The following is a 25,424-nucleotide window of genomic DNA, read 5'->3' as shown; positions in this document are numbered from 1 at the left end:
TCATGCAAAAACCAGAAAAGTTGCCCGTGACATTCGCCAAAAACGATGTAGAAATTATTGCACGAGAAACGCTTTATAGCGGTTTTTTTTCAATGGATCTTTACCGTTTCAGGCATCGCCTGTTTAACGGCGAAATGAGCGGCGAAATCAGACGCGAAATTTTTGAGCGCGGGCATGCGGCTGTCTTGCTACCCTTTGACCCAGTGCGTGACGAAGTCGTGCTGGTGGAGCAGATCCGCATTGCCGCGTATGACACCAGCGAAAGCCCGTGGCTGCTGGAGATGGTGGCCGGGATGATCGAAGAGGGCGAGTCAGTTGAAGACGTCGCCCGTCGCGAGGCGCTGGAAGAGGCCGGGCTGGTGGTTGGCCGCACAAAACCGGTGTTGAGTTATCTGGCAAGCCCGGGGGGCACCAGCGAGCGCTTGTCCATTATGGTGGGCGAAGTGGACGCCACGACGGCGGAAGGGATCCACGGTCTGGCTGATGAAAACGAAGATATTCGGGTTCATGTGGTGAGCCGGGAGCAGGCTTATCAGTGGGTAGAAGAGGGTTTAATCGACAACGCAGCGTCTGTCATCGCCCTGCAATGGCTGCAGCTGCATTATCAGACATTACGAAACGAGTGGAAAAAATGAAGCGCTATACGCCTGACTTCCCAGAAATGATGCGCCTGTGCGAAACCAATTTCGCCCAGCTGCGCCGCCTGCTGCCGAGAAACGACGCACCCGGCGAAACGGTAAGCTATCAGGTGAGCAACGCGCAGTATCGGTTAACGATAACAGAATCAACGCGCTACACTACGCTGGTGGACATTGAGCAAACGGCACCCAGCATCAGCTACTGGAGCCTGCCGTCTATGACGGTGCGTCTCTATCACGACGCGATGGTCGCTGAAGTGTGTTCAAGTCAGCAGATCTTTCGCTTCAAGGCGCGGTATGATTATCCGAATAAAAAGTTGCATCAACGCGACGAAAAGCATCAAATTAACCAGTTTTTAGCCGACTGGCTAAGATATTGTTTAGCACATGGAGCAATGGCGATTCCGGTTTGTTAGCGTCATAAACCTACCTAAGGACACCATTTGGAAAGCCTGTTGAACCTGACTGTTGCTGGTGGGGCGCCAGTCAGGATATTACAAATCACCGATACCCACCTTTTTGCCGAAAAGCATGAAACTTTGCTTGGGGTTAATACCTGGGAGAGTTATCAGGCGGTACTGAGCGCCATTCACGCTGAACATCGCGACTGCGACCTGATTGTCGCAACGGGCGATCTGGCGCAGGACCAATCCTCCGCGGCCTACCAGCATTTTGCTGAAGGCATCGCGAGCTTTAGCGTGCCCTGCGTCTGGCTGCCCGGAAACCATGACTTCCAGCCCGCGATGTACAGCGCCCTTCAGGATGCGGGAATTTCTCCGGCGAAATGTGTTTTTGCGGGTGAACAGTGGCAGATCCTGCTGCTGGACAGCCAGGTGTTTGGCGTCCCGCACGGTGAGTTAAGCGAGTTTCAGCTCGACTGGCTTGAGACCAAACTGGCTGCTGAGCCTGAACGTCACACCCTGCTGTTACTTCATCATCATCCGCTACCGGCGGGCTGCAGCTGGCTGGATCAACACAGCCTGCGCAACTCCGCGGCGCTGGATAGCGTGCTGGCGAAATTCCCACGGGTGAAAAATCTGCTGTGCGGGCACATTCATCAGGAACAGGATCTCGACTGGAACGGACGCCGCATGCTGGCGACGCCGTCGACCTGCGTGCAGTTTAAGCCGCACTGCGCCAACTTTACGCTGGATACCATCGCGCCGGGCTGGCGCTGGCTGGAACTGCATGCCGACGGCACGCTGACCACGGAAGTCTGCCGCCTGGCGGGCGCAGAGTTCCGACCGGATACCGCTTCAGAAGGCTACTGATGTCTACGCTCCTTTATCTGCACGGATTCAACAGCTCGCCGCGCTCCGCAAAAGCGACGCAGTTTCGCCAGTGGCTGAGCGAACATCACCCCCATGTTGAGATGATCATCCCGCAGCTGCCACCATACCCGGCAGAGGCGGCGGAAATGCTCGAATCGATCGTGCTTGAACACGGCGGTGAATCGTTTGGCGTGGTCGGCTCATCGCTGGGCGGATACTATGCCACCTGGCTCTCACAATGCTTTATGCTGCCGGCCGTTGTGGTTAATCCGGCGGTTCGGCCGTTTGAGCTGCTGAGGGACTTTCTTGGTGAAAACGAGAACCCCTACACCGGACAGCAATATGTGCTAGAGTCACGCCATATTTACGATCTCAAAGTTATGCAGGTCGACCCGCTTGAAGCGCCGGATCTCATCTGGCTGCTGCAGCAGACGGGTGATGAAGTGCTGGATTACCGCCAGGCAGTGGCGTATTACGCCTCCTGCCGCCAGACTATAGAAGAGGGCGGAAACCATGCTTTCACGGGCTTTGAGAATCATTTCACCCAGATTGTCGATTTTCTTGGACTGCACAGCCACTGACAATCAATGCGAATTGCTAGTTTAAATCATGACGCAAACCTATAACGCTGATGCCATTGAGGTCCTCACCGGGCTTGAGCCGGTTCGCCGCCGCCCGGGGATGTACACCGATACGACGCGCCCAAACCATCTGGGCCAGGAAGTTATTGATAACAGTGTGGACGAAGCGCTGGCGGGCCATGCCAAACGCGTTGACGTCATCCTGCATGCCGATCAGTCGCTGGAAGTTATCGACGACGGTCGCGGCATGCCGGTGGATATCCACCCGGAAGAGGGCGTGCCCGCCGTTGAGCTGATCCTCTGCCGTTTGCACGCGGGCGGTAAGTTCTCCAACAAAAACTATCAGTTCTCTGGCGGCCTGCACGGCGTGGGGATTTCCGTGGTGAACGCCCTGTCCAAACGCGTGGAAGTCAACGTCCGCCGCGACGGTCAGGTGTACAACATCGCGTTTGAAAACGGTGAAAAGGTGCAGGATCTGCAGGTCGTCGGCACGTGCGGTAAACGCAACACCGGTACCAGCGTCCACTTCTGGCCTGACGAAAGCTTCTTCGACAGCCCACGTTTTTCCGTTTCTCGCCTGACGCACCTGCTGAAAGCCAAAGCAGTGCTCTGTCCGGGCGTGGAAATCACCTTTAAAGACCACGTCAACAACACCGAGCAGACCTGGTGCTACGCCGATGGTCTGAACGACTACCTGTGCGAAGCGGTAAACGGCCTGCCGACGCTGCCGGAAAAACCGTTCGTCGGTAACTTTAGCGGCGATACCGAAGCCGTGGACTGGGCGCTGCTGTGGCTGCCGGAAGGCGGCGAGCTGCTGACTGAGAGCTACGTCAACCTGATCCCGACCATGCTCGGCGGTACGCACGTCAACGGCCTGCGTCAGGGTCTGCTGGACGCGATGCGCGAGTTCTGCGAATACCGCAACATTCTGCCGCGCGGCGTGAAGCTGTCGGCGGAAGATATCTGGGATCGCTGCGCCTACGTGCTCTCCGTGAAAATGCAGGATCCGCAGTTTGCCGGTCAGACTAAAGAGCGTCTCTCCTCACGTCAGTGCGCGGCGTTCGTCTCCGGCGTGGTGAAAGATGCGTTTACCCTGTGGCTGAACCAGAACGTTCAGGCGGCTGAGATGCTGGCTGAAATGGCCATCTCCAGCGCCCAGCGTCGTCTGCGCGCCGCCAAAAAAGTGGTGCGTAAAAAGCTGACCAGCGGCCCTGCGCTGCCGGGCAAGCTGGCCGACTGTACCGCACAGGATCTCAACCGTACCGAGCTGTTCCTCGTGGAAGGGGACTCGGCGGGCGGGTCGGCCAAGCAGGCGCGCGATCGTGAATATCAGGCGATCATGCCGCTCAAGGGTAAGATCCTGAACACCTGGGAAGTCTCTTCAGACGAAGTGCTGGCCTCGCAGGAAGTGCATGATATCTCCGTTGCGATCGGTATCGATCCGGACAGCGAAGATCTGAGCCAGCTGCGCTACGGCAAGATCTGTATCCTCGCGGATGCGGACTCTGATGGTCTGCATATCGCCACGCTGCTGTGCGCGCTGTTCGTGAAGCACTTCCGCACGCTGGTGAAAAACGGCCACGTCCACGTTGCGCTGCCGCCGCTGTACCGTATCGACCTTGGCAAAGAGGTTTACTACGCGCTGACGGAAGAAGAGAAGGCGGGCGTGCTGGAGCAGCTTAAGCGTAAGAAGGGCAAACCAAACGTGCAGCGCTTTAAAGGGCTGGGCGAAATGAACCCGATGCAGCTGCGCGAAACGACGCTGGATCCGAACACGCGCCGCCTGGTGCAGCTGACGATCAGCGACGAAGACGAACAGCAAACCAACGCCGTGATGGATATGCTCCTTGCCAAAAAACGTTCGGAAGACCGACGTAACTGGCTGCAGGAGAAAGGCGATATGGCGGATATTGAGGCCTGATGATCCCCCTCACCCCGGCCCTCTCCCCAAAGGGGAGAGGGTGTTAAATTCCCCTCTCCCCTTTGGGGAGAGGGTTAGGGTGAGGGGAACTCCTCGCACTAAAATCAAAACTCCATCTTCACCGTAAACTGCACTTCGCGCGGATCGCCAATCTGATTGCCCAGGTTGTTGGTCGCAATGGACGACGTGTAGTAGGTCTTATCAAACAGGTTTTTCACGTTCACCTGCAGCGTCACCGGATACTGTAGTTTCATCTTGTACGCCGCAAACGCGTCCGCCACGAAATAGCCCGGCAGATAATAATCCGCACCGTTGGTTGCCGAGCGACGGCTTACGCCGTGCCCGCCGCCGCCGAGCGTCAGGGTATTCCCGGCAAACGCATTGTGAATATCGTAGGTCAGGAACAGGGAGCCGGTGTGGCGCGGCACGTTCGGCAGCGGTTTGCCCGCGTAGTCCGGGTCCTCCAGCACTTTCGCGTCGGTATAGCCGTAGCTGGCGATAATGTTGGTGTTCTCCGTCAGCGACCCCGTAAGATCCACCTCTACGCCCTGAGAGCGCACGCGGCCCGCGGTTTTGGCGATGGTTTCGCCCCCAATGCTTTCAGTGTACAGCACGTTGCGCTTGTGAATATCAAACAGCGCAATGTTGGCGGTAACACCTTCGAACAGGTCAAACTTTGCGCCCACTTCATACGCATTCGACGTTTCCGGCGGCAGGTCGCCAATGTAGCTCGCAATGGACGACTGCGGCATAAACGTCTGCGAGTAGTTGGCAAACAGCGAGACTGCTGGCGTCAGTTTGTAAACCAGCCCCAGCTTTGGCGTCCACTGCTCGTCGCGGCTGTCGGTATTGACGTTAAACGGACGGCCTTTGCCCGCGTACTGGGTGTAATACTGGTAGCGTAGCCCGGCGACGGCGATCCATTTATCCGTCAGGTACAGGGCATCCTGAGCGTAGGCCGAGTAGCTCTCCTGCTTGAGCGTCTGGTCGCTGTCAGCGGCGGAGACGGTTGTACACTCGTCGAGTTTGCCATAAACCGGATTATAGATATTGAAACCTTTGACGTTCTTACAGCGCATCATGTCCGTGCGCAGCAGATCGTAATTTTCATACGACACGCCGGTGAGGATCTCATTATAAAAGCCCGCGATATCCACGTTGCCCTGCAGATCCGCACGGGTGCTGTGCATGCGCTGGGTCGAGCCCTGGGTCGCATCCACCCGGCGGGTCAGGGTGCCGGTTTTTGAATCGTAGGCCATAACGCGGGCCTGGTTGTCGCTATATTTATCCTGGCTGTAGCTGTAGTCGAACTTCGCGGTCCACTGGCTGTTGAGGCGATACTCCGCGTTAAGCTGAGCGAGATCGGACTGCCCGTCGGTCACGTTAAACGGCTCGTCAAAGCGGGTTTTGCGATCGACATTCACTGGCTGTTTGGTGTTGAGATCGAAAATCGTTCCGCGATCGAACGGCGTCTTATAGTCGCGATGCGAATAGAGCACGGTCACGGTGGCATCGTCGCCGAACCAGGTCAGCGACGGGGCGATAAACGTGCTGCGTTCGTTGCCGAAGTTGCGCCAGTAGTCCTCGTCCTGATACTCGCCCGTGAGGCGATACGCCAGGCGCGTGCCCTCAATCGGGCCGGTAACATCGACCTGTCCGGTGCCGCCGCCAAAGCTGGAAGAGGTGGCAGAAATCGAGCCTCCGAAGGTCTTCTCCGGCCGCTTCGTGACGACGTTAATCAGGCCGCCCGGATCGAGAATGCCGTAAAGCGTCGAGGCCGGGCCTTTGAGCACCTCCACGCGTTCGGTTGCGGCGTTAAAGCTGCGCGGCAGGACGGTGCGCAGGCCGTTGGTCATGATCGAGCCGTCGCGGTTTGCGCCAAACCCGCGGCGTACAAAGGCATCCTGCGTACCGCCCAGGGTGTTGGTCTGCACCACGTTGCTGACGTTATAGAGCGCTTCATCCAGCGTGGTGGCGTGCTGATCCGCCAGCACCTTATCGCTGACGGTATTCACCACCTGCGGGATATCCAGCATCGGCATGTTGGTCAGCGTGGCGGTGGAGGTGTTCAGCGGCTGGTAGCCGTTGGTGGCCTCCGCCGTAGTATTTGGATCGGCGGTGACGGTAAGCGTTTCGCCGTCTTTAGCCGTGGTGTCTGCTGCCTGCACCAGCGGCGCCATAAACAGCAGTGAAAAGAGCGCGCGCCCTTTTACCCCAGAGAGTGAAGGTGTGAACGTAGCCATTACATCTTTTATCCCAAAATATCCGTGAAGCATATTCACGGAAGAACGTGTGAGTCATTGCCCTTTATGGTCTGCTCGTTAGCCAGAACCGGCATCGAACATGTAATTGAGAATCATTCAATCATGCGGAAATGTAGTAGTAAATGAAAAAAGATAAAAATCGGCTACATCTATGAAACGTAACGGAAAAGCGCAGTAATAACCAATTAAATAATTGAAAATTAAGCACTTGATGTTTTACCGGTCAGTGTAGTAATGCTCCGTTACCCCTGGTTTATTCAGGGTGTTTCTTCTCTTGACTACTACATGGCTCGGCCTCAAACTCTCAAAAGAGAATGATTTTTATTTATATTTGTTTCCCTTTTTTATTACGTTGGCATGCACGTGGCTCACAACACGACAAAACCGGGACTGGTTCTGGAGAATCTTTCTGCCGGTTATCAGAAAAAAATCATCGTTGATGATATTTCCCTTGCGATCCCCCAGCAGAAAATCACCGTTCTGGTGGGGGCGAACGGCTGCGGAAAATCCACGCTGCTGAGTACCATCGCGCGTTTGCTCCAGCCGCTTGGCGGCGCGGCGGTTCTCGACGGCAAGGCGATCCACGCGCAGCCGACGAAAGCCGTCGCCCGCCAGCTTGGCATCCTGCCGCAGTCTCCGCTGCTGCCGGAAGGGTTAACCGTCTTTGAGCTGGTCTCGCGCGGGCGTTTTCCCTGGCAGAACGTTATGCGCCAGTGGAGCGACGAGGATGAGCAGGCGGTGGAAGAGGCCCTGCGCCTGACCGGTACGGCAGAGTTTGCCCACATGCCCGTGGAAAGCCTGTCCGGCGGCCAGCGTCAGCGCTGCTGGATCGCCATGGCGCTGGCGCAGCAAACGCCGTATATCCTGCTGGATGAACCCACCACGTTCCTCGATCTCCGCTATCAGGTGGAGATCCTCGAACTGCTGCATACGCTGACGCGCGAGCATGGACGTACCGTGGTGGTGGTACTGCACGATCTTAACTTCGCCGTAAACTACGGCGATTCGTTGGTCTTTTTACGCCAGGGAAAAGTCGAGGGCGTACTGCATGAGGGAGACGCCTGCACGCCTGAGCTTATTAAAGCGGTGTTTGATGTCGAAGTACATATGTCCATCAATCCGCTGACCGGTAAACCGTTCTTTATGCCGTTTCGCCAGGTCGCAAAACAGCCATGATGCGCACCTCTCTGGCTTTCCTGATTTTCGCCGTGCTGCTGGCAACGGGCGCGATTGCCCATCTGGGGATCGGCGCCCGCCTTATCGCCCCGCAAACGGTGGTGGAAGCACTCTTCCACTTCGATCCGCGTAACTTCGACCATAACGTCATTATCAAACTCAGACTGCTGCGCCTCTGCGCCGCGATGGTGACGGGCGCCGCGCTCGGCGTGGCGGGCGTGCTGCTGCAATCCACGATCCGCAACCCGCTCGGCGAACCGCATATTCTGGGGCTCAACGCCGGGGCAGCAATGGCTGTGGTGCTGACGAGCGCGCTGGGGATGACGCTGCCGTTTGGGCGCCCGCTGATTGCCGCCGCCGGAGCCGCGGCGCTGTTTCTGCTGGTGCTCACGTTCTCCTCATCCGGACGCACCGGGCTTACGCCGATGAAAGTCACGCTGTGCGGCGTGGCGATGTCGGCGCTTGCCTCGTCGATTACCGCCACGGTGCTCATCCTGGATGAACAGACGCTGCTCGCCATGCGCACCTGGCTGGCGGGGGATTTGGCGGGGGTCAGCGGTGAAACGATTGCCGCTGCCCTGTGGGTGGCTGGAGTGGGCTTTGCGCTGGCGCTCTGGCTGTCGCCCTCGCTCAACATGCTGGCGCTGGGCGACAGAATGGCGCAGGGGCTTGGCGTATCGCTGCTGAAAACCCGGCTGCTCGCTCTGCTGGCCATCGCGCTGCTCTGCGGTGCGGCAGTCTCCATTGCCGGGCCGATCGGCTTTATCGGGCTCGTGGTGCCGCAGCTCGTCCGCCGTCTGGTGTCGGTCGATCTGCGCGTGATGGTGCCGCTGTCCGCCCTGTGCGGGGCGCTGGTTCTGCTGCTGGCGGATATCGCTGCCCGCACGCTGTTTTCGCCCTGGGAGCTGGCAACCGGCATCATGACCGCGCTGGTTGGCGCCCCCGTCTTTATCTTCATGGCCTCGAGGATGTTCAAATGAACCGTGCCGGACTGCGTGCGCTTCGGGTTGGCGCCTTCTCGGCGTTGGTCCGTCCAAAGGCGTTGGCGTATCTGGCCGTGCTGACGCTGGCAGCCTGCTTGCTGGTAGGTTTTGGCCTGACGCACGGTTCTCTGCCCATCCCGACTTCCGCCATCGGGCGTGCGCTGTTTTATCCAGAAAGCCTGACGGTGGAGGCGCGCTACATCGTGATGGATATCCGCCTGCCGCGCCTGCTGATGGCGGCGCTGTGCGGTGGGATGCTCGGCATGGCGGGTGCGGCAATGCAGTCTATTACCCGAAATGGCCTGGCCGATCCGGGGCTTATCGGGGTGAAAGAGGGCTGTAGCGCGGCGGTACTGCTGCTGATATTTCAGTTCCCGGCGCTGGGCCTGGCCTGGCGGCCGCTGGTCGGCATGGCCGGGGGGCTGCTCACCGCGCTGCTGGTGATGGCCCTGGCGCGCGATATCTCACGTCCGCGATTCATCCTGATCGGCATCGGCGTGTCGTGGGTCTTTGCCGCCGCAATGGGCGTTTTTATGACCACGGCGGACGTGCGCGACGTGCAGACGGCAATGCTGTGGCTGGCGGGCAGCCTGCACGCCGCAAACTGGACGCTGGTTTGCATTGCCGCTGTCTGGACGCTTCCGGCGTTTGCGCTGCTGCTGCTTACCGCCCGCGCTGCCGACGTGGCGCTGCTCGGCAACCACGTCGCCGCGGGCCTTGGCGTGCGCGCACAGCGGCTGGCGCTTCTAAGGGTTCTCGCCCCGGTAGTGCTGACGGCGGCCTGCGTCTCCTGCGTGGGCAGCATTGGTTTTGTCGGGCTGATTGCGCCGCATATGGCGCGCCTGCTGCTCCGTGGCGGGCAAACGGCGCTCCTGACGGGTAGCGCCGTGCTGGGGGCGCTGCTGGTGCTGCTGGCGGATAACGTCGGGCGGCTGGCATTCCTCCCGCTGCAGCTGCCGGCGGGAATTGTGATTTCACTGATTGGCGGACCGTTTTTCCTGCTGCTGCTCTGGCAGCGTCGGGACAGATTTTAGAGGGTTAACATGCGCATACTGTTTTCGATGCTGTTGCTGGCGGGGTTTGCGGCGAGCGCGGCCGAGCCGACGCAGACGTTTACTGACGATCTGAACCGTAAGGTGGTGGTGCCGGCGCATCCGAAACGGATCGTCTCGTTACACGACCTGGACATTACCATTCCGTTAATTGAGCTTGGCGTACCGCCGGTGGCGAGCCATGGCCGCACCCGGCCGGACGGCAGCCATTTCTTGCGTTCCAGCGGCATGTTGACCGGCGTCGACTTCGATAATTCCGACATCAAATTTATCGGCACTGTGGATATCGATATCGAAGCCATTGCCGCCGCAAAACCGGACCTGATCGTTACCGAACCGACGCGCAATACCCCGGTGGAACAGCTTGAGAAAATTGCCCCGACGGTGAGCATCGATCATCTCGACGGCGGCGCGCCGGAGATCTACCGCAAGCTGGCGCAGCTGACCGGAACGCAGGCGCGGCTCAGGATTCTGGAGCGGCGCTATCAGGAGCAAATTAAGGCGCTGAAAGCGACGATTGATACCCGCAAGGTGAGCGTGTCGGTAATTCAGGCCAATCAGGGGAAAATCAACGCCATGCACAGCTACCATTCGCTGGGGCGCGTGCTGCGTGATGCCGGGTTTACCTTCCCGCCGCTGATTGAGTCCATCCCGGAAGGGGGGCGCATTGACGTCAGCGCCGAGCGGCTGCCGGAACTGGATGCCGATTTCGTTTTCGCCACCTGGCGCGGGGATACGGGCGGCAAACCGCAGGATGAGCTGGCAGCGATGGATGCAGTGATGCCGGGCTGGTGCCAGTTCCTGAATGCCTGTCGGACCGGACATTACGTGCTGATCTCGCGTGAAGAGGCCATCTCGAACTCGTTCGCCTCGTTAGGGCTGATGGCCGCGCAGGTGCAGTCGCACATTGCCGGACGTCCGCTGCCGGAGGCGTCACGATGAGCCGTAAAGTTGATCTCTTCGGGGACCGCCTCCGCTCGCGATCGCACCAGCTCACGCCTCGGCTGCTACAGGTGGCGCGCTATATCAATGAAAATCGGGAAGCGGTGATGGAACAGACGGCAATGGAGATCGCGACGCTGCTGAAAACGTCGGATGCCACCGTCGTTCGCGCCATCCAGGCGCTGGGTTTTGCCGGGCTGCGCGATCTGAAGCAGACGCTGGAGCAGTGGTTTGGCCCGGTCGTGACCTCCAGCGAAAAGATCTCCACCACGGTGAATACGCTGACCAGCGACGTCAATGCGAGCATTGATTTCGTGCTGGAGGGGCATCAGCATACCTGTGACGTGTTGTCTGAACCCCATAACCGCTTCGCGATGGCGCAGGCGGTCTCGCTGCTGGCGCAGGCGAGGCAGGTTGCCATATTTGGGATTGGCGCGTCCGGGATTTTGGCCGAATACACCGCCAGACTCTTTAGCCGGATGGGGCTACCCGCCACGCCGCTTAACCGTACCGGAATAGGGCTGGCCGAGCAGCTGATCGGGCTCCAGCGCGGGGATGTGCTGATCATGATGGCGCAAAAATCCGCGCACCGGGAAGGGCAAACCACGCTGCGCGAAGCAAAACGGCTGGGTATTCCCACGATTTTGCTGACCAATGCCACCGACTCGCGATTCAGCAAAGAGGCCAGCGTGGTGATCCACGTCCCACGCGGCGGCGAGAAAGGTAAAATCCCGCTCCACGGCACGGTGCTGCTGTGTCTGGAGATGATTATTTTATCCGTGGCATCCACTGAGCCGCAGCGCACTATCAAGTCGATGAAGCGCATCAACGAGTTACATCGTGGGTTAAAACCGGGGAAGAAAAGTAGCTGATTTCCCCGGCTCGCGGATCACGCTTTAGGAATACGCAGCGTCTGGCCAGGATAGATTTTATCCGGGCTGGAGAGCATCGGGCGGTTAGCCTCAAAAATCTTATTGTACTGGTTAGCATCGCCGTACACGGTTTTGGAGATAGCGCTCAGGGTATCGCCGGATTTCACCGTGTAGTAGGTGGCTTCATCTTTGGCATCGGTCGTGGTGATGTTGTTCTCCACCTCGCTGACGCCCGCGATGTTCCCGACGGCAACCTGGATTTTTTCCTTCTGCTCCTGGGTCAGCCCGTCGCCCGTCACGCTGGCTTTGCCGTCGGTAACGTTAACCTGAACTTTGTCTGAACCGGGAATGTTGAGTTTCTTGAGGTGCTCGGTGATTTTGTCGCTCTGACCTTTATGGTCGGTCAGGTTATCCCATAGCTTTTCGCCTGCTTCTTTTACGAAGTTAAAAAGACCCATTCCATCCTCCTGTTAATCATGAAGTCAGAATAAGCATAGCAGGTCAGAGAGATTTCCCTCCCCGGGAGGAGAGGGAAGGCAGGTTTTAAACCCCTTGCTCCAGAATACGGATGTGGGTCTCCAGCACGTCACCCTTCACCGCGTCGCTCCAGGCTTTCATGTGCGTGGTCTGCAGATGCGCTTCAAGGTGCTCGACGGTTTCCCACTGCTCAACCATGATAATGGAGTCTGGCGCGGTGGACTGGAAGCTCGCGTCGGTAGCGGCGTCAACCATCGGCGCGTAGCCGTGGCAGCCTTCTTCTTTCAGTACGGTTGGGATGATTTTCGCGAACTGATCCAGCACCGCCTGGCGGTGATGTTGACCTGGACGAGTACGGATTTCTGCGATTACTGTAAGCATGGTTACTACTCCTTTAATTCCAGGCTACCAGTTAAGCAAAAATTTTCGCGAGATGCTTGCGATATTCTGCGATATAGCTCGGGACGTCCGGCATTTTAATCACGTCGTTAACGATAAAGGTCGGCAGCGGATCCATGCCCAGGAACTGATTCGCCTTGTGGAACGGCAGGTACGCGCCGTCGACGCCCACGCCCTCGAAGAACTGATCTTTTTCGGTGAAGGCTTCCAGAGGAGCGTTCCAGGTGAGGGAGAGCATATATTTTTTCCCCTGAATCAGGCCGCCGGAGCCGTATTTTTTAGACGCGTCTGAACGGGTGCGGCCGTCGCTGGCATACAGCGAACCGTGACCTTCGGTGAATACGTCGTCCATGTACTTTTTCACGGTCCACGGCGCGCCCATCCACCAGCCCGGCATCTGCCAGATCACCACGTCGGCCCACAGGAAGTTCTGCACTTCGGCCTTCACGTCATAGTTGCTGTCCGCACGTACGACCTTAACATCATGCCCGGCGTCGCGCAGGAAACCGTCCGCGACCTCGGTCAGGGTGTCATTAAGCTGGCCTTTAGAGTGCGCAAATTCTTTTGCGCCGTTGATAATCAGAATATTGCTCATTTTTTGTCCTCGATGCTGAGAGTATGTCCGGTATTCTACGCGCGAGGGCGGAGCGGAAAAATGAGCAAAATGTGCAAAGTCTTTTGCGCGTAGTGCAATAATCCCTTACCAGCTGACCTTCACGTCAAAGCCGCCTTCAGGCGCATTGCCCAGCGAGACGCGCATGCCGTGCAGCGCGGCAATGCGTTTCACAATGGATAATCCCAGCCCGCTGCCCGTTGCGTCCTGACCCGGCGGACGATAAAACCGCTCGCCGAGACGCGCCAGCGCATCGGGTGAAATGCCCGGGCCGTTGTCGCGCACGGTGAAGCTACGGGTGTTCAGCGTCACATCTACCACGCTGCCGCGCGGGCTGTAACGGGTGGCGTTATCCAGCAGGTTACGCGCCAGCAGGCTCAGAAGCAGCTGTTGACCCGTGCGAGTCACCTCCGGCGCGTTGATGTTCAGACGAATATCAATACCCGCCTGCTGCGCTGAAGGGTAGATATCCATCACCGCAGACTGCAGCAGGTCGGCCATCGCTATCTGTTCTACGCCGTCCAGGCTATCCAGCGAGTCCAGGCGCGACAGGGTGAGGAGCTGATCCACCAGCCGTGAAGCGCGGTCGATACCCGCGTGCAGCTGCGCCAGCGCTTTTTCCTGCGCCTGCGGATCGTCCTGAGAAAGCTGCGCCACGTCGGTTTGCACCTTCAGCGCGGCCAGCGGGCTGCGCAGCTCGTGGGCGGCGTCGGAGGTGAAGCGGCGCTCGCGGGTCATCATCTCCTGGGTACGCGCAAAAAGATGGTTCAGCGAGTCGAGCAGGGGGCGCACTTCCGCAGGCACGTCCTGAGTGGGCAGGGCGTCGGTGGCGTCCGGCGAGCGGGAACGCAGGGTCTGGGCCAGCTTTTTCAGGGGCTTTAGCTCCCGGCTCAGCAGGACAATAAGCAACAGCAGCATCACCGGCAGCGCCACCAGCCACGGCGTCAGCTGCGAGCTGACCACGTCCAGCGCCATATCCTGCCGGTACTCCCACTCCTGGCCGACCACCACGCGGTATTTACCGTCTGGCGACGTCAGCCATAAAAAGCGCCATTCGTCGTTGTCATCCTGAAGCCGTCCGTCATCAAAGCCGTCGCGACGATAGTGATACGGAATATCGCGCCCGTTTTCGCCGTCGTTAAGGATCATCGTCCCGTCTGAAGCGTAAATAGCGAAGGCCAGCGCGTCATCGTCCAGATGCCCGTGTTTGGCCTTTTTCGGCACCTCGCGCATGCGCTCCGGCGCGCGGATCTCGTCAAGATCCATTGTCAGCAGCCGTTTGGCAAACAGCATCTGCTGCGTATCGAACAGCTTATCGAGCTTGTGGGTAGTCTGCTGCCACGCCACCAGGCTGGCGGCAAACCAGGCCGTCAGAGACAGCGCTAAAAAGAGAAGCGTCAGGCGCAGCTTCAGGCTCAGCTTCATGCGTCACCCAGGGTATAGCCGATGCCGTGCACGGTGCGGATAAACTCGCTCCCGAGCTTGCGGCGTAAATGATGAACATGGACTTCCACGGCGTTGCTGGAGACGTCATCGTCCCAGGTATAAAGCTTTTCCTCGATGAGCTTGCGCGGCAGCACCCGGCCCGTGTTACGCATTAACAGCTCCAGCAGGGCGAACTCTTTCGGTTTAAGCGTCAGCGTTTCGCCATCCAGCGTCGCGACGAGGCTTGCCGGGTCGAGCGTCACCTTGCCGTGGCGCAACTCGCTGCGCGTCTGGCCGTGGCTGCGGCGCATCAGCGCTTCCAGGCGGGCAGCCACCTCGATCAGCGCGAACGGCTTACAGAGATAATCGTCCGCCCCGAGGCGCAGCCCCTCGACGCGCTGGTTCAGCGCATCCCGCGCCGTCAGGATCAGCACCGGCTCGCTGCGCCCGCTTTCGCGCCAGGCGCGCAGGATGTCCAGACCGTCCAGTTCCGGCAGGGTCAGATCAAGCACGACGGCATCATAGGGCGCAGAGGCGAGCGCGGCCTGTCCGGTTTTCCCGTCGGTAAACCAGTCCACGCTAAAGCCCAGTTTGCTTAAGCCCGCTTTGATGCCATCACCGATTAACCTGTCGTCTTCTACCAGTAAAATGCGCATGTTCCCTCCTTGATGCCGTCAGTAAACCCTCTGCAAGCGCCTGCTGTACAGTAAAAATAAATAAATTTTCCCCTTAAGAAGTTGTTAAGGTTTACCCTGTTTAATGGATTGTGAAACGACATTAAAGGGAGAGATTACAATGAAAAAATTCGCTGCAATTGCTACCATCATGATGATGACCACCGCGCCGGTCTTTGCTGCTCAGGGCGGTTTCACTGGCCCATCCGCTACACAGACCCAGACGCAAACCCAGCAGGGCGGTTTTGTCGATAACAACGCCAACCTCACCACCGCGGCTAAAGTCAAAGATCTGAAGGACGACGCCTGGGTGAAGCTGCGCGGGAACATTACCGAGCGCCTGTCCGATGACCGCTACACCTTCCGCGACGAGTCCGGCACGGTCGTAGTTGAGATTGACCACAAGCGCTGGAACGGCGTGACCGTGACCCCGCAGGATAAAGTCGAACTTCAGGGTAAAGTCGACAAAGACTGGAACGAATTTGAAATCGACGTGAAGCAGGTCATCAAGCTGAACAAATAACCCGAAAAGGGCCGCTTAAGCGGCCCTTTTTCTTTGTGACTCAATTCATCAGATGAGGTAGTATCTGCGGCAATATTGCCTGAAACCCTTCGGTTTCTGAGTTGAGGAATCACACGTAATGAGCGATATGGCAGAGCGCCTCGCGCTACATGAATTCACGGAAAACGCCTACCTGAACTACTCCATGTACGTCATCATGGACAGGGCGTTACCGTTTATCGGGGATGGCCTGAAGCCCGTTCAGCGCCGCATCGTCTACGCGATGTCCGAGCTGGGGCTGAACGCCACCGCCAAGTTCAAGAAATCCGCCCGTACCGTCGGTGACGTACTGGGTAAATACCATCCGCACGGCGACAGCGCCTGTTATGAAGCGATGGTGCTGATGGCGCAGCCGTTCTCTTACCGCTACCCGCTGGTGGACGGGCAGGGGAACTGGGGTGCGCCGGACGATCCGAAATCCTTCGCGGCGATGCGTTATACCGAATCCCGCCTGTCCAAATATGCCGAAGTGCTGCTGGGCGAGCTGGGTCAGGGAACCGTTGACTGGGTGCCAAACTTCGACGGTACGATGCAGGAGCCGAAAATGCTGCCTGCGCGTCTGCCGAACATCCTGCTGAACGGCACCACCGGTATCGCGGTCGGCATGGCGACGGACATTCCGCCGCACAACCTGCGTGAAGTGGCGAAAGCCGCCATCACTCTGATTGAGCAGCCAAAAACCTCGCTGGACGATCTGCTGGATATCGTCCAGGGGCCGGACTACCCGACCGAAGCCGAGATCATCACCTCGCGCGCGGAAATCCGCAAAATCTACCAGAACGGTCGCGGCTCCGTGCGCATGCGCGCGGTGTGGAATAAAGAGGACGGCGCCGTGGTGATCACCGCGCTGCCGCACCAGGTTTCCGGCGCGAAAGTGCTGGAGCAGATCGCTTCCCAGATGCGCAATAAAAAGCTGCCGATGGTGGATGACCTGCGCGACGAGTCCGACCACGAGAACCCTACCCGTCTGGTGATCGTGCCGCGCTCCAACCGCGTGGACATGGAGCAGGTAATGAACCACCTGTTCGCCACTACCGATCTGGAAAAAAGCTACCGCATCAACCTGAACATGATCGGCCTTGACGGACGCCCGGCGGTGAAAAACCTGCTGGAGATCCTCTCCGAATGGCTGACGTTCCGCCGCGATACAGTGCGCCGTCGTCTGAACCATCGTCTGGAGAAGGTGCTTAAGCGCCTGCACATCCTCGAAGGTTTGCTGGTGGCGTTCCTCAATATCGACGAGGTGATCGAGATCATCCGTACCGAGGACGAGCCGAAGCCGGCCCTGATGTCGCGCTTCGGCATCAGCGAAACCCAGGCCGAAGCGATCCTCGAACTGAAGCTGCGCCATCTCGCTAAGCTGGAAGAGATGAAGATCCGCGGCGAGCAGAACGAGCTGGAAAAAGAGCGCGATCAGCTGCAGGCGATCCTCGCGTCCGAACGCAAAATGAATAACCTGCTGAAGAAAGAGCTGCAGGCGGATGCCGATGCCTTTGGCGACGACCGTCGTTCTCCGCTGCACGAGCGCGAAGAAGCGAAGGCGATGAACGAGCACGACATGCAGCCGTCCGAGCCGGTGACCATTGTCCTGTCGCAGAGCGGCTGGGTGCGCAGCGCCAAAGGCCACGATATCGACGCGCCGGGTCTGAGCTACAAAGCGGGCGACAGCTTTAAAGCGGCGGTGAAAGGTAAGAGCAACCAGCCGGTGGCGTTTATCGACTCCACGGGCCGCAGCTACGCCATTGACCCGATCACGCTGCCTTCCGCGCGCGGCCAGGGCGAACCGCTGACCGGCAAGCTGACGCTGCCGCCGGGTGCAACGGTTGACCACATGCTGATGGAGGCCGATGATCAGAAGTTGCTGCTGGCGTCCGATGCGGGCTATGGCTTTATTTGTACCTTTAACGACCTGGTGTCGCGTAACCGCGCCGGTAAAGCGCTGATCAGCCTGCCGGACAACGCTCACGTGATGCCGCCGCTGGTGATCGAGAACGAGAGCGACATGCTGCTGGCGATCACCTCTGCCGGACGCATGCTGATGTTCCCGGTCAGCGACCTGCCGGAGCTGTCGAAAGGTAAGGGCAACAAGATCATCAACATACCGTCTGCGGAAGCCGCGAAAGGTGAAGATGGCCTGGCGCATCTCTTCCTTCTGCCGCCGCAAAGCACGCTGACCATTCACGTCGGCAAGCGTAAAATCAAGCTTCGTCCGGAAGAGCTGCAGAAAGTGGTGGGCGAGCGTGGCCGCCGCGGTTCGCTGATGCGCGGCCTGCAGCGTATCGACCGCGTGGAGATAGATTCCCCTGCGCGCAGCAGCGCGGGCGACAGCGAAGAGTAATGCCGTGACACCCCCTCTGTCCGGAGGGGGTATTTCAATAAAATTTCCCGTAAAATCGTTGTTAATTCGTGCGTTGCGATTAACAATACGCGCTCGTAATAAAGTCCTTACCTGGCCACAGGTGAAGTATAATTGTCAGCTGTCAGGGCTTCAGAGGTCGCTATGCTATATATTGTTCGTCTTATTCTTACCGTTATCTACTGCATTCTGGTCTGTATTTTCGGCTCTATTTACTGCCTGTTCAGCCCGCGTAATCCGAAGCATGTTGCCACCTTTGGCCATATGTTCGGCCGCCTTGCGCCGCTGTTTGGCCTGAAGGTTGAAAAACGCCTGCCTGAAGGGGCGGAGAATTTCGGTAACGCCATCTATATCGCTAACCATCAGAACAACTACGATATGGTGACGGCCTCCAATATTGTTCTGCCGCCGACCGTAACGGTGGGGAAAAAAAGCCTGCTGTGGATCCCGTTTTTTGGCCAGCTGTATTGGCTGACCGGTAACCTGCTGATCGACCGTAATAACCGTGCAAAAGCGCACGGCACCATTGCGGAAGTGGTGAACCATTTTAAAAAGCGCAAAATATCCATCTGGATGTTCCCGGAAGGAACGCGCAGCCGCGGTCGCGGTCTGCTGCCGTTTAAAACCGGTGCGTTTCATGCCGCAATTGCGGCAGGTGTTCCAATTATTCCCGTGTGCGTTTCCAATACTTCTAATAAGATTAATCTTAACCGCCTGAATAATGGTCTGGTGATTGTCGAAATGCTGCCACCCGTCGATACCAGTAAGTATGGTAAAGACCAGGTGCGCGAGCTGGCAGCCCACTGCCGCGAGCTGATGGCTCAGCATATTGCGCTGCTGGACAAAGAAGTCGCAGAAAGAGAAGCCGCCGGTAAGGTTTAATCCGGCGTTAAAGGGAAAACGAATTCCCGCGTTGTTAGTCGTTTCAGATGGAGCTTATATGTCACTCAGTCGGCGTCAGTTTATTCAGGCTTCGGGGATTGCCCTTTGTGCGGGTGCGATGCCGCTGACAGCCAGCGCCGCCGGGCAGCAACAGCCGCTACCCATTCCGCCGTTGATTGAATCCCGTCGCGGGCAGCCGCTTTTCCTCACGCTTCAGCGCAGCCACTGGTCGTTCACCCAGGGCACGCGCGCGCCGGTGTGGGGCATTAACGGGCGCTACCTCGGGCCGACCGTCCGCGTGTGGAACGGCGATGACGTTAAGCTCATTTACAGCAACCGTACGGCTGAAAACGTCGCCATGACCATCAGCGGCTTACAGGTTCCTGGCCCGCTGATTGGCGGCGCGGCGCGAATGATGTCCCCCAACGCCGACTGGGCGCCCGTCCTGCCGATCCGCCAGAGCGCGGCAACCCTGTGGTATCACGCCAATACCCCTAACCGTACGGCGCAGCAGGTCTATAACGGCCTGGCCGGCATGTGGCTGGTGGAAGATGAGATGAGCAAATCGCTGCCGATCCCGAACCACTACGGCGTGGATGATTTCCCGGTCATCATTCAGGACAAACGTCTGGATAACTTCGGTACGCCGGAGTACAGCGAGCCGGGCAGCGGTGGCTTCGTCGGCGATACGCTGCTGGTTAACGGCGCGCAGAGCCCGTACGTGGAAGTGTCCCGTGGCTGGGTGCGCCTGCGTCTGCTCAACGCCTCTAACTCGCGCCGTTATCAGCTGCAGATGAGCGATGGCCGCCCGCTGCACGTCATCTCCGGCGACCAGGGCTTTTTACCCGCGCCTGTCTCCGTGAAACAGCTGGCGCTGGCGCCGGGAGAGCGTCGTGAAATTCTGGTGGATATGACCAACGGGGATGAAGTCTCCGTCACCTGTGGTGAAGCCGCGAGCATTGTTGATCGTATTCGCGGGTTCTTTGAGCCGTCGAGCATTCTGGTCTCCACGCTGGTGTTAACCCTGCGCCCAACCGGCCTGCTGCCGTTGGTCACCGATAGCCTGCCGATGCGTCTGCTGCCGCAGGAGATCGTGAGCGGTTCGCCGGTGCGCAGCCGTGATATCAGCCTGGGCGACGATCCAGGCATTAACGGCGCGCTGTGGGATGTGAACCGTATTGATATCACCGCCCAGCAGGGCACCTGGGAGCGCTGGACGGTGCGTTCAGATATGCCGCAGTCGTTCCATATTGAAGGGGTAAGCTTCCTGATCCGCAATGTTAACGGTGCGATGCCGTTCCCGGAAGACCGTGGATGGAAAGATACCGTCTGGGTGGACGGCCAGGTTGAACTGCTCGTCTACTACGGCCAGCCTTCCTGGCCGCACTTCCCGTTCCTGTTCCACAGCCAGACGCTGGAGATGATGGACAGGGGCTCCGTGGGGCAGATGCTGATTAACCCCGCGCCTTAACCCCCTGACATTCCCGGTTCGCCGGGAATGTTTTAAGCCCGCCAGAAAAAGCGCGAGAACAGAATCAGCACCGGGTAAATTTCCAGACGCCCTAAGATCATCGCCGCGCACATCAGCAGTTTCGCTCCCTCTGTTAACGTGCCGAACGTTGACGCCGTTTCGCCAAATCCCAGCCCCATGTTGTTGATACAGGCGGCAACCGTGGCGAATGACGTAAACAGGTCGTAGCCCATCAGATTAAGCGCCCAGACAAAAAAGCCCGTGATCATCACGTAGAGAAAAAAGAAGCTCCATACCGAGCGCAGGACGCGTTCATTCACCACGCTTTTGCCCACCTTTATGCTCAGCAGCGCGCGCGGATGGGCCAGCTGGTTCATCTCCTGAATACTCTGCTTGAACATAATGAGAAAACGCAGGGCTTTGATCCCGCCGCAGGTTGAGCCTACGCAGCCGCCAAAAAAGCTGGCGCTCAACAGCAGGAAGATGGTGTGGGCGGGCCATTGGGCATAGTCAGCTGTCGAAAGGCCGTTATCGGTCATCATCGAACTGGCCAGGAAGAAGGCGTGCACCAGGCTATCGACAGGGTTGTACATTCCCGCGTGCCAGACCTGCCAGGCGGTGATGACGATAATCACCGCGGCGGCGCTCAGAAAGAATCTCACCTCAGGGCTGCGGCGAATCGGCTTCAGGGTGCGTCGGACAATGGCGACGTACCAGAGGGTGAAGTTAAACGCGGAGAGCAGTGAAAACGCCCCGGCAACCAGCTCAATCGCGTGGCTGTCATAAAAACCGATGCTCTCGCTGCGGGTGGAGAACCCGCCCAGTGACACCGTCGAAAGCCCGTGACAGAGGGCGTCAAAAAAGGACATCCCCGCCAGCCAGTAGGCCAGGGTGCAGGCCACGCCCAGCGCGAAGTAGGTCACCCACAGGGTACGTGCGGTATCGGCAAGGCGGGGCGTCAGGCGCTCCTCCTTGAACGGACCCGGCATCTCTGACTGATAGAGCTTCATGCCACCAATGCCCAGCAGCGGCAGAACCGCGACGGCCAGCACGATGACGCCTAATCCGCCAATGAAATTGAGCTGAGCGCGATAATAAAGGTAAGACTTCGGCAGGGCGCTGACGTCCCCGATCACCGTCGCCCCGGTTGTGGTGATCCCGGAAACCCCTTCGAAGAGCGCGTCCGCAAAGGAGAGATGCAGGCCATCATCCATCCATAGCGGCATGGCGCTTATCAATGAAAACAGCAGCCAGAACAGCACGATGATCACGAAACCGTCGCGGGTGCGCAGCTGTATGCCGGCGTGGCGGGTTGCCCGCCAGGTTAACCCTCCGAGGCTGAAAAAGGTCAAAAAGGTGGTCAGGAACGCAAAGTAGGTCCGCTCTTTATTGAGCAGGGCGATGACCATCGGCGGCAGCATCGACAGGCTGTACAGCAGAACCAAAAAACCGCAGAGGTGGAGCACAACCCGCAGCTGAGACACATGTAACGAATCGTTGAACTTCACAAAGCAACTCCACGCCAGAATTCCTCCCGGCGGCTGAAGACCGGAAGAGTCAGGGGTAATTATGATGCAAAATTAACAGGGCGCTGTATTTTAACGACTTCCACGAATATCTGCCTGCTTCCTGCATCCTTTTCTTCAAATCTGACGGATGAACAGCGTATAATCCCGCTCCTTTTGTCTATTTTTTCTTCGGAAGCATTATGAGCGCAATCTCCCTGATCCAGCCGGATCGTGACCTCTTCTCCTGGCCCCAGTACTGGGCGGCCTGCTTTGGACCGGCGCCGTTCCTGCCGATGTCCCGGGAAGAGATGGACCAGCTGGGCTGGGACAGCTGCGATATCATTCTGGTCACGGGCGATGCCTACGTTGACCATCCGAGCTTCGGCATGGCCATCTGTGGCCGTATGCTCGAAGCGCAGGGCTTCCGCGTGGGGATCATCTCCCAGCCCGACTGGAACAGTAAAGACGACTTTATGCGTCTGGGTAAACCCAACCTGTTCTTCGGTGTCACCGCCGGCAACATGGACTCGATGATCAACCGCTATACCGCCGACCGCAAGCTGCGCCATGACGACGCCTACACGCCGGATAACGTGGCGGGTAAACGCCCGGATCGCGCGACCCTGGTCTATACCCAGCGCTGCAAAGAAGCCTGGAAAGACGTGCCGGTGATTCTGGGCGGCATCGAGGCGAGCCTGCGCCGCACCGCGCACTATGACTACTGGTCGGATACGGTTCGCCGCTCGGTGCTGGTGGACTCCAAGGCCGACATGCTGATTTACGGTAACGGCGAGCGTCCGCTGGTGGAAGTTGCGCACCGTCTGTCGCAGGGCGAGCCGGTGAGCAGCATCCGTGACGTGCGCAACACCGCGATCATGGTGAAAGAGGCGCTGCCGGGCTGGAGCGGGGTAGATTCCCGTATCATCGATATGCCGGGCAAAATCGATCCGATCCCGCACCCGTATGGTGAAGATCTGCCGTGTGCGGATAACAAGCCGGTTGAGCCGAAGAAAGCGGAAGCGAAGGCTATCGTTGTGCAGCCGCCGCGTCCGAAGCCGTGGGAAAAGACCTACGTGCTGCTGCCGTCCTACGAGAAGGTAAAAGCCGACAAGGTGCTCTACGCACACGCGTCCCGTATTCTGCACCACGAAACCAACCCGGGCTGCGCCCGCGCGTTGATGCAGAAGCACGGCGAGCGCTTTATCTGGATCAACCCGCCGGCGATCCCGCTCTCCACCGAAGAGATGGACAGCGTCTTTGCGCTGCCTTACAAGCGCGTGCCGCACCCGGCGTACGGCAACGCCCGTATCCCGGCGTATGAGATGATCCGCTTCTCGATCAACATCATGCGCGGCTGCTTCGGCGGCTGTTCCTTCTGCTCAATTACCGAGCACGAGGGGCGCATTATCCAGAGCCGCTCTGAAGATTCGATCATCAATGAGATCGAAGCCATTCGCGACTCGGTGCCGGGCTTTACCGGGGTGATCTCCGATCTCGGCGGCCCAACCGCGAACATGTATATGCTGCGCTGCAAATCGCCGCGCGCGGAGCAGACCTGCCGTCGTCTCTCGTGCGTCTACCCGAGCATTTGCGAGCACATGGACACCAACCACGAACCGACGATCAACCTCTACCGCCGCGCGCGCGACCTGAAGGGCATCAAGAAGATCCTCATCGCCTCCGGAGTACGTTACGACATTGCCGTGGAAGATCCGCGCTACATCAAAGAGCTGGCGACGCACCACGTTGGCGGCTATCTGAAGATTGCGCCGGAGCACACCGAAGAAGGCCCGCTGTCGAAGATGATGAAGCCGGGCATGGGCAGTTACGATCGCTTTAAGCAGCTGTTCGACACCTACTCGAAACAGGCGGGCAAAGAGCAGTATCTGATCCCGTACTTCATCTCCGCGCACCCGGGCACGCGCGATGAAGACATGGTCAACCTGGCGCTGTGGCTGAAGCAGCGTCGCTTCCGTCTGGATCAGGTGCAGAACTTCTATCCGTCGCCGCTCGCCAACTCGACGACCATGTATTACACCGGCAAGAACCCGCTGAGTAAGATTGGCTACAAGAGTGAAGAGGTGGTGGTACCGAAAGGGGATAAACAGCGCCGTCTGCATAAGGCGCTGCTGCGCTATCACGATCCGAAAAACTGGCCGCTGATCCGCCAGGCGCTGGAAGAGATGGGTAAAAAACACCTGATTGGCTCGCGCCGTGACTGCCTGGTACCGGCCCCGACGCTGGATGAGATGCGCGAAGCGCGTCGCCAGAACCGCAATACGCGCCCCGCGCTGACAAAGCACACGCCGATTGTCCATCAGCGTTCGAACGGTGGTGCGGGGACGAAGAAGAGCGCAAAGCGTAAGATTGGATAACGATGATGTCCTCACCCCTCACCCTAACCCTCTCCCCAAAGGGGAGAGGGAACTTGAACACCCTCTCCCCTTTGGGGAGAGGGCAGGGTGAGGGGATTACCCGCCAAACTGATCCGGATCGGGCCCTAAACGCTTGCCCTTATCCAGCTTCGCAATTTCACCCAGCTCGTCTTTGTCCAGCCGGAAATCCCAGACGTCAAAGTTCTCGGCGATGCGCGACGGCGTGACCGATTTCGGAATGACCACCAGGCCGTTGTCCAGATGCCAGCGAATGACGATTTGCGCCGGGGTTTTACCGTATTTATCCGCCAGGTCGCGGATAATTTTCTGATCGAACACGCCTTCACCACCCTGCGCCAGCGGGCTCCAGGATTCGGTTTGGATCTTGTGGGTGGCGTTCCAGGCATGAAGCTGACGCTGCTGCAGTAGCGGGTGCAGCTCGATCTGGTTAATCACCGGTGCGACGCCCGTTTCATCAATCAGACGCTGCAGGTGATGTACCTGGAAGTTACAGACGCCGATGCTTTTCACCAGCCCCTCTTTCTGCAGTTCAATCATCCCTTTCCAGGCGTCAACGTAATGGTCGATGGCCGGAACTGGCCAGTGCATCAGGTACAGATCGACGAAATCGAGCTGGAGTTTCTCCAGGCTCTCCTGCAACGCTTCACGGGGGCGCTTTTGATCGTCGTTCCACAGTTTAGTGGTGATAAATAGCTCATCGCGGGGTACGCCGGCGCTGGCCAGCGCGGTACCCACGCCGTCCTCGTTTTTGTACGCGGCGGCGGTATCAATCGACCGATAGCCGACTTCCAGTGCTTTATGAATGGCGGAGACGACCTCGTCGTTACCGGCTTTCCATACACCTAGCCCCAGCTGGGGCATCACGTTGCCGTCCTGCAGCTTGATTACGGTTTGGTTTGCCATTTTTCCTCCTTCAGGTGCGCATCGTCGGAGGGGGACTCCGACGATGGGGTGTGCATTA

The 25,424-nt window shown here is 58.5% G+C and carries 23 protein-coding genes; 15 read left to right on the top strand and 8 right to left on the bottom strand.

Annotation, left to right across the window (positions count from 1 at the left end):
- The first annotated feature begins 2 nt into the window (after nucleotides 1-2).
- Genes nudF through parE form a run of 5 tightly spaced genes read left to right on the top strand, consistent with a single transcriptional unit; the run spans nucleotide 3 to nucleotide 4,411 of the window.
- The gene (gene nudF, locus ACR42C_RS19275; RefSeq protein ID WP_116342078.1) at nucleotides 3-635 is read left to right on the top strand and encodes an ADP-ribose diphosphatase; all 633 of its coding nucleotides are present in this window, start codon (nucleotides 3-5) and stop codon (nucleotides 633-635) included.
- Nucleotides 632-1,054, top strand: a complete 423-nt coding sequence (locus ACR42C_RS19270; protein ID WP_061097042.1) for a DUF1249 family protein — start codon at nucleotides 632-634, stop codon at nucleotides 1,052-1,054. Before nudF ends, ACR42C_RS19270 begins: the two co-directional genes overlap by 4 nt.
- A 27-nt stretch (nucleotides 1,055-1,081) precedes the next feature.
- Nucleotides 1,082-1,909, top strand: a complete 828-nt coding sequence (gene cpdA / locus ACR42C_RS19265; RefSeq protein ID WP_116342076.1) for a 3',5'-cyclic-AMP phosphodiesterase — start codon at nucleotides 1,082-1,084, stop codon at nucleotides 1,907-1,909.
- Complete coding sequence (gene yqiA / locus ACR42C_RS19260) at nucleotides 1,909-2,490, top strand: esterase YqiA (RefSeq protein WP_023331317.1); 582 nt, start codon at nucleotides 1,909-1,911, stop codon at nucleotides 2,488-2,490. Before cpdA ends, yqiA begins: the two co-directional genes overlap by 1 nt.
- A gap of 28 nt (nucleotides 2,491-2,518) precedes the next feature.
- On the top strand, nucleotides 2,519-4,411 hold the full coding sequence (gene parE / locus ACR42C_RS19255) for a DNA topoisomerase IV subunit B (RefSeq protein ID WP_080328221.1): 1,893 nt from the start codon (nucleotides 2,519-2,521) through the stop codon (nucleotides 4,409-4,411).
- Nucleotides 4,412-4,515: 104 nt separating this feature from the next.
- Here parE and ACR42C_RS19250 read toward each other — a convergent pair whose 3' ends face one another.
- Nucleotides 4,516-6,654, bottom strand: a complete 2,139-nt coding sequence (locus ACR42C_RS19250) for a TonB-dependent siderophore receptor (RefSeq protein ID WP_479984462.1) — start codon at nucleotides 6,652-6,654, stop codon at nucleotides 4,516-4,518.
- Between the two features lie 384 nt (nucleotides 6,655-7,038).
- Between ACR42C_RS19250 and ACR42C_RS19245 the strand changes: the two genes are divergently transcribed.
- The 5 genes from ACR42C_RS19245 to ACR42C_RS19225 are packed head-to-tail and all read left to right on the top strand — an operon-like array spanning nucleotide 7,039 to nucleotide 11,700.
- A complete protein-coding gene (locus tag ACR42C_RS19245; protein WP_479984461.1) occupies nucleotides 7,039-7,851 on the top strand; it encodes an ABC transporter ATP-binding protein in 813 nt (270 codons plus the stop codon).
- Nucleotides 7,848-8,831 carry a FecCD family ABC transporter permease gene (locus tag ACR42C_RS19240; protein WP_479984460.1) on the top strand — a complete coding sequence of 328 codons (984 nt, stop codon included), beginning with the start codon at nucleotides 7,848-7,850 and terminating at the stop codon, nucleotides 8,829-8,831. The genes ACR42C_RS19245 and ACR42C_RS19240 overlap by 4 nt, the downstream gene beginning before the upstream one ends.
- Nucleotides 8,828-9,868, top strand: a complete 1,041-nt coding sequence (locus ACR42C_RS19235; protein ID WP_479984459.1) for a FecCD family ABC transporter permease — start codon at nucleotides 8,828-8,830, stop codon at nucleotides 9,866-9,868. Before ACR42C_RS19240 ends, ACR42C_RS19235 begins: the two co-directional genes overlap by 4 nt.
- Nucleotides 9,869-9,877: 9 nt before the next feature.
- The gene (locus ACR42C_RS19230; protein WP_479984458.1) at nucleotides 9,878-10,828 is read left to right on the top strand and encodes an iron-siderophore ABC transporter substrate-binding protein; all 951 of its coding nucleotides are present in this window, start codon (nucleotides 9,878-9,880) and stop codon (nucleotides 10,826-10,828) included.
- Complete coding sequence (locus ACR42C_RS19225) at nucleotides 10,825-11,700, top strand: MurR/RpiR family transcriptional regulator (protein ID WP_479984457.1); 876 nt, start codon at nucleotides 10,825-10,827, stop codon at nucleotides 11,698-11,700. Before ACR42C_RS19230 ends, ACR42C_RS19225 begins: the two co-directional genes overlap by 4 nt.
- A gap of 17 nt (nucleotides 11,701-11,717) precedes the next feature.
- On the opposite strand, the gene lysM is transcribed toward ACR42C_RS19225, so the two are convergent.
- The 5 genes from lysM to qseB all read right to left on the bottom strand — a co-directional run bounded on the left by lysM (nucleotide 11,718) and on the right by qseB (nucleotide 15,270).
- A complete protein-coding gene (gene lysM / locus ACR42C_RS19220; protein ID WP_028014428.1) occupies nucleotides 11,718-12,158 on the bottom strand; it encodes a peptidoglycan-binding protein LysM in 441 nt (146 codons plus the stop codon).
- Between the two features lie 85 nt (nucleotides 12,159-12,243).
- A complete protein-coding gene (locus tag ACR42C_RS19215) occupies nucleotides 12,244-12,558 on the bottom strand; it encodes a putative quinol monooxygenase (protein ID WP_479984456.1) in 315 nt (104 codons plus the stop codon).
- Nucleotides 12,559-12,589: 31 nt separating this feature from the next.
- On the bottom strand, nucleotides 12,590-13,171 hold the full coding sequence (locus ACR42C_RS19210; protein ID WP_024906501.1) for an NAD(P)H-dependent oxidoreductase: 582 nt from the start codon (nucleotides 13,169-13,171) through the stop codon (nucleotides 12,590-12,592).
- 105 nt (nucleotides 13,172-13,276) lie between these two features.
- On the bottom strand, nucleotides 13,277-14,614 hold the full coding sequence (qseC, locus tag ACR42C_RS19205) for a quorum sensing histidine kinase QseC (protein ID WP_479984455.1): 1,338 nt from the start codon (nucleotides 14,612-14,614) through the stop codon (nucleotides 13,277-13,279).
- Nucleotides 14,611-15,270, bottom strand: coding sequence for a quorum sensing response regulator transcription factor QseB (gene qseB / locus ACR42C_RS19200; protein WP_479984454.1), 660 nt, complete (start codon nucleotides 15,268-15,270; stop codon nucleotides 14,611-14,613). Before qseB ends, qseC begins: the two co-directional genes overlap by 4 nt.
- A 139-nt stretch (nucleotides 15,271-15,409) precedes the next feature.
- Between qseB and ACR42C_RS19195 the strand changes: the two genes are divergently transcribed.
- From ACR42C_RS19195 to ftsP, 4 genes are all read left to right on the top strand, one after another.
- On the top strand, nucleotides 15,410-15,811 hold the full coding sequence (locus ACR42C_RS19195) for a YgiW/YdeI family stress tolerance OB fold protein (RefSeq protein ID WP_479984453.1): 402 nt from the start codon (nucleotides 15,410-15,412) through the stop codon (nucleotides 15,809-15,811).
- Between the two features lie 118 nt (nucleotides 15,812-15,929).
- Nucleotides 15,930-18,188: a DNA topoisomerase IV subunit A gene (gene parC / locus ACR42C_RS19190; RefSeq protein ID WP_116342058.1), complete on the top strand. Its 2,259-nt coding sequence runs from the start codon at nucleotides 15,930-15,932 to the stop codon at nucleotides 18,186-18,188.
- Between the two features lie 162 nt (nucleotides 18,189-18,350).
- Entirely contained in the window at nucleotides 18,351-19,088 is a 738-nt protein-coding gene (plsC, locus tag ACR42C_RS19185) for a 1-acylglycerol-3-phosphate O-acyltransferase (protein ID WP_061097059.1), read from the top strand.
- Between the two features lie 58 nt (nucleotides 19,089-19,146).
- Nucleotides 19,147-20,559, top strand: a complete 1,413-nt coding sequence (ftsP, locus tag ACR42C_RS19180) for a cell division protein FtsP (protein ID WP_116342056.1) — start codon at nucleotides 19,147-19,149, stop codon at nucleotides 20,557-20,559.
- 32 nt (nucleotides 20,560-20,591) lie between these two features.
- Here the strand turns inward: ftsP and ACR42C_RS19175 are convergent, their stop codons facing one another.
- Nucleotides 20,592-22,067 (bottom strand): TrkH family potassium uptake protein, encoded by a 1,476-nt coding sequence (locus tag ACR42C_RS19175; protein ID WP_116342054.1) that lies wholly within the window; start codon nucleotides 22,065-22,067, stop codon nucleotides 20,592-20,594.
- A 200-nt stretch (nucleotides 22,068-22,267) separates the two neighbouring features.
- Between ACR42C_RS19175 and ACR42C_RS19170 the strand changes: the two genes are divergently transcribed.
- Nucleotides 22,268-24,442 carry a YgiQ family radical SAM protein gene (locus ACR42C_RS19170; RefSeq protein WP_320719876.1) on the top strand — a complete coding sequence of 725 codons (2,175 nt, stop codon included), beginning with the start codon at nucleotides 22,268-22,270 and terminating at the stop codon, nucleotides 24,440-24,442.
- A 96-nt stretch (nucleotides 24,443-24,538) separates the two neighbouring features.
- Here the strand turns inward: ACR42C_RS19170 and dkgA are convergent, their stop codons facing one another.
- Nucleotides 24,539-25,366, bottom strand: coding sequence for a 2,5-didehydrogluconate reductase DkgA (gene dkgA / locus ACR42C_RS19165; protein WP_021242117.1), 828 nt, complete (start codon nucleotides 25,364-25,366; stop codon nucleotides 24,539-24,541).
- Nucleotides 25,367-25,424 lie beyond the last annotated feature (58 nt).

It is taken from the genome of Enterobacter sp. MG-EB028 (genome assembly GCF_056673305.1).
The sequence above is the reverse complement of the archived record's forward strand: the minus strand, read 5'-3'. Positions and strand labels throughout refer to the sequence as shown.

Bases quoted from the DNA above. Each gene is read 5' to 3' on its own strand.
- nudF (WP_116342078.1), top strand. From the start codon at position 3: ATGCAAAAACCAGAAAAGTTGCCCGTGACATTCGCCAAAAACGATGTA.
- ACR42C_RS19270 (WP_061097042.1), top strand. From the start codon at position 632: ATGAAGCGCTATACGCCTGACTTCCCAGAAATGATGCGCCTGTGCGAA.
- yqiA (WP_023331317.1), top strand. From the start codon at position 1,909: ATGTCTACGCTCCTTTATCTGCACGGATTCAACAGCTCGCCGCGCTCC.
- parE (WP_080328221.1), top strand. From the start codon at position 2,519: ATGACGCAAACCTATAACGCTGATGCCATTGAGGTCCTCACCGGGCTT.
- ACR42C_RS19250 (WP_479984462.1), bottom strand. From the start codon at position 6,654: ATGGCTACGTTCACACCTTCACTCTCTGGGGTAAAAGGGCGCGCGCTC.
- ACR42C_RS19240 (WP_479984460.1), top strand. From the start codon at position 7,848: ATGATGCGCACCTCTCTGGCTTTCCTGATTTTCGCCGTGCTGCTGGCA.
- ACR42C_RS19235 (WP_479984459.1), top strand. From the start codon at position 8,828: ATGAACCGTGCCGGACTGCGTGCGCTTCGGGTTGGCGCCTTCTCGGCG.
- ACR42C_RS19230 (WP_479984458.1), top strand. From the start codon at position 9,878: ATGCGCATACTGTTTTCGATGCTGTTGCTGGCGGGGTTTGCGGCGAGC.
- ACR42C_RS19225 (WP_479984457.1), top strand. From the start codon at position 10,825: ATGAGCCGTAAAGTTGATCTCTTCGGGGACCGCCTCCGCTCGCGATCG.
- lysM (WP_028014428.1), bottom strand. From the start codon at position 12,158: ATGGGTCTTTTTAACTTCGTAAAAGAAGCAGGCGAAAAGCTATGGGAT.
- ACR42C_RS19215 (WP_479984456.1), bottom strand. From the start codon at position 12,558: ATGCTTACAGTAATCGCAGAAATCCGTACTCGTCCAGGTCAACATCAC.
- ACR42C_RS19210 (WP_024906501.1), bottom strand. From the start codon at position 13,171: ATGAGCAATATTCTGATTATCAACGGCGCAAAAGAATTTGCGCACTCT.
- qseC (WP_479984455.1), bottom strand. From the start codon at position 14,614: ATGAAGCTGAGCCTGAAGCTGCGCCTGACGCTTCTCTTTTTAGCGCTG.
- qseB (WP_479984454.1), bottom strand. From the start codon at position 15,270: ATGCGCATTTTACTGGTAGAAGACGACAGGTTAATCGGTGATGGCATC.
- ACR42C_RS19195 (WP_479984453.1), top strand. From the start codon at position 15,410: ATGAAAAAATTCGCTGCAATTGCTACCATCATGATGATGACCACCGCG.
- parC (WP_116342058.1), top strand. From the start codon at position 15,930: ATGAGCGATATGGCAGAGCGCCTCGCGCTACATGAATTCACGGAAAAC.
- plsC (WP_061097059.1), top strand. From the start codon at position 18,351: ATGCTATATATTGTTCGTCTTATTCTTACCGTTATCTACTGCATTCTG.
- ftsP (WP_116342056.1), top strand. From the start codon at position 19,147: ATGTCACTCAGTCGGCGTCAGTTTATTCAGGCTTCGGGGATTGCCCTT.
- ACR42C_RS19170 (WP_320719876.1), top strand. From the start codon at position 22,268: ATGAGCGCAATCTCCCTGATCCAGCCGGATCGTGACCTCTTCTCCTGG.
- dkgA (WP_021242117.1), bottom strand. From the start codon at position 25,366: ATGGCAAACCAAACCGTAATCAAGCTGCAGGACGGCAACGTGATGCCC.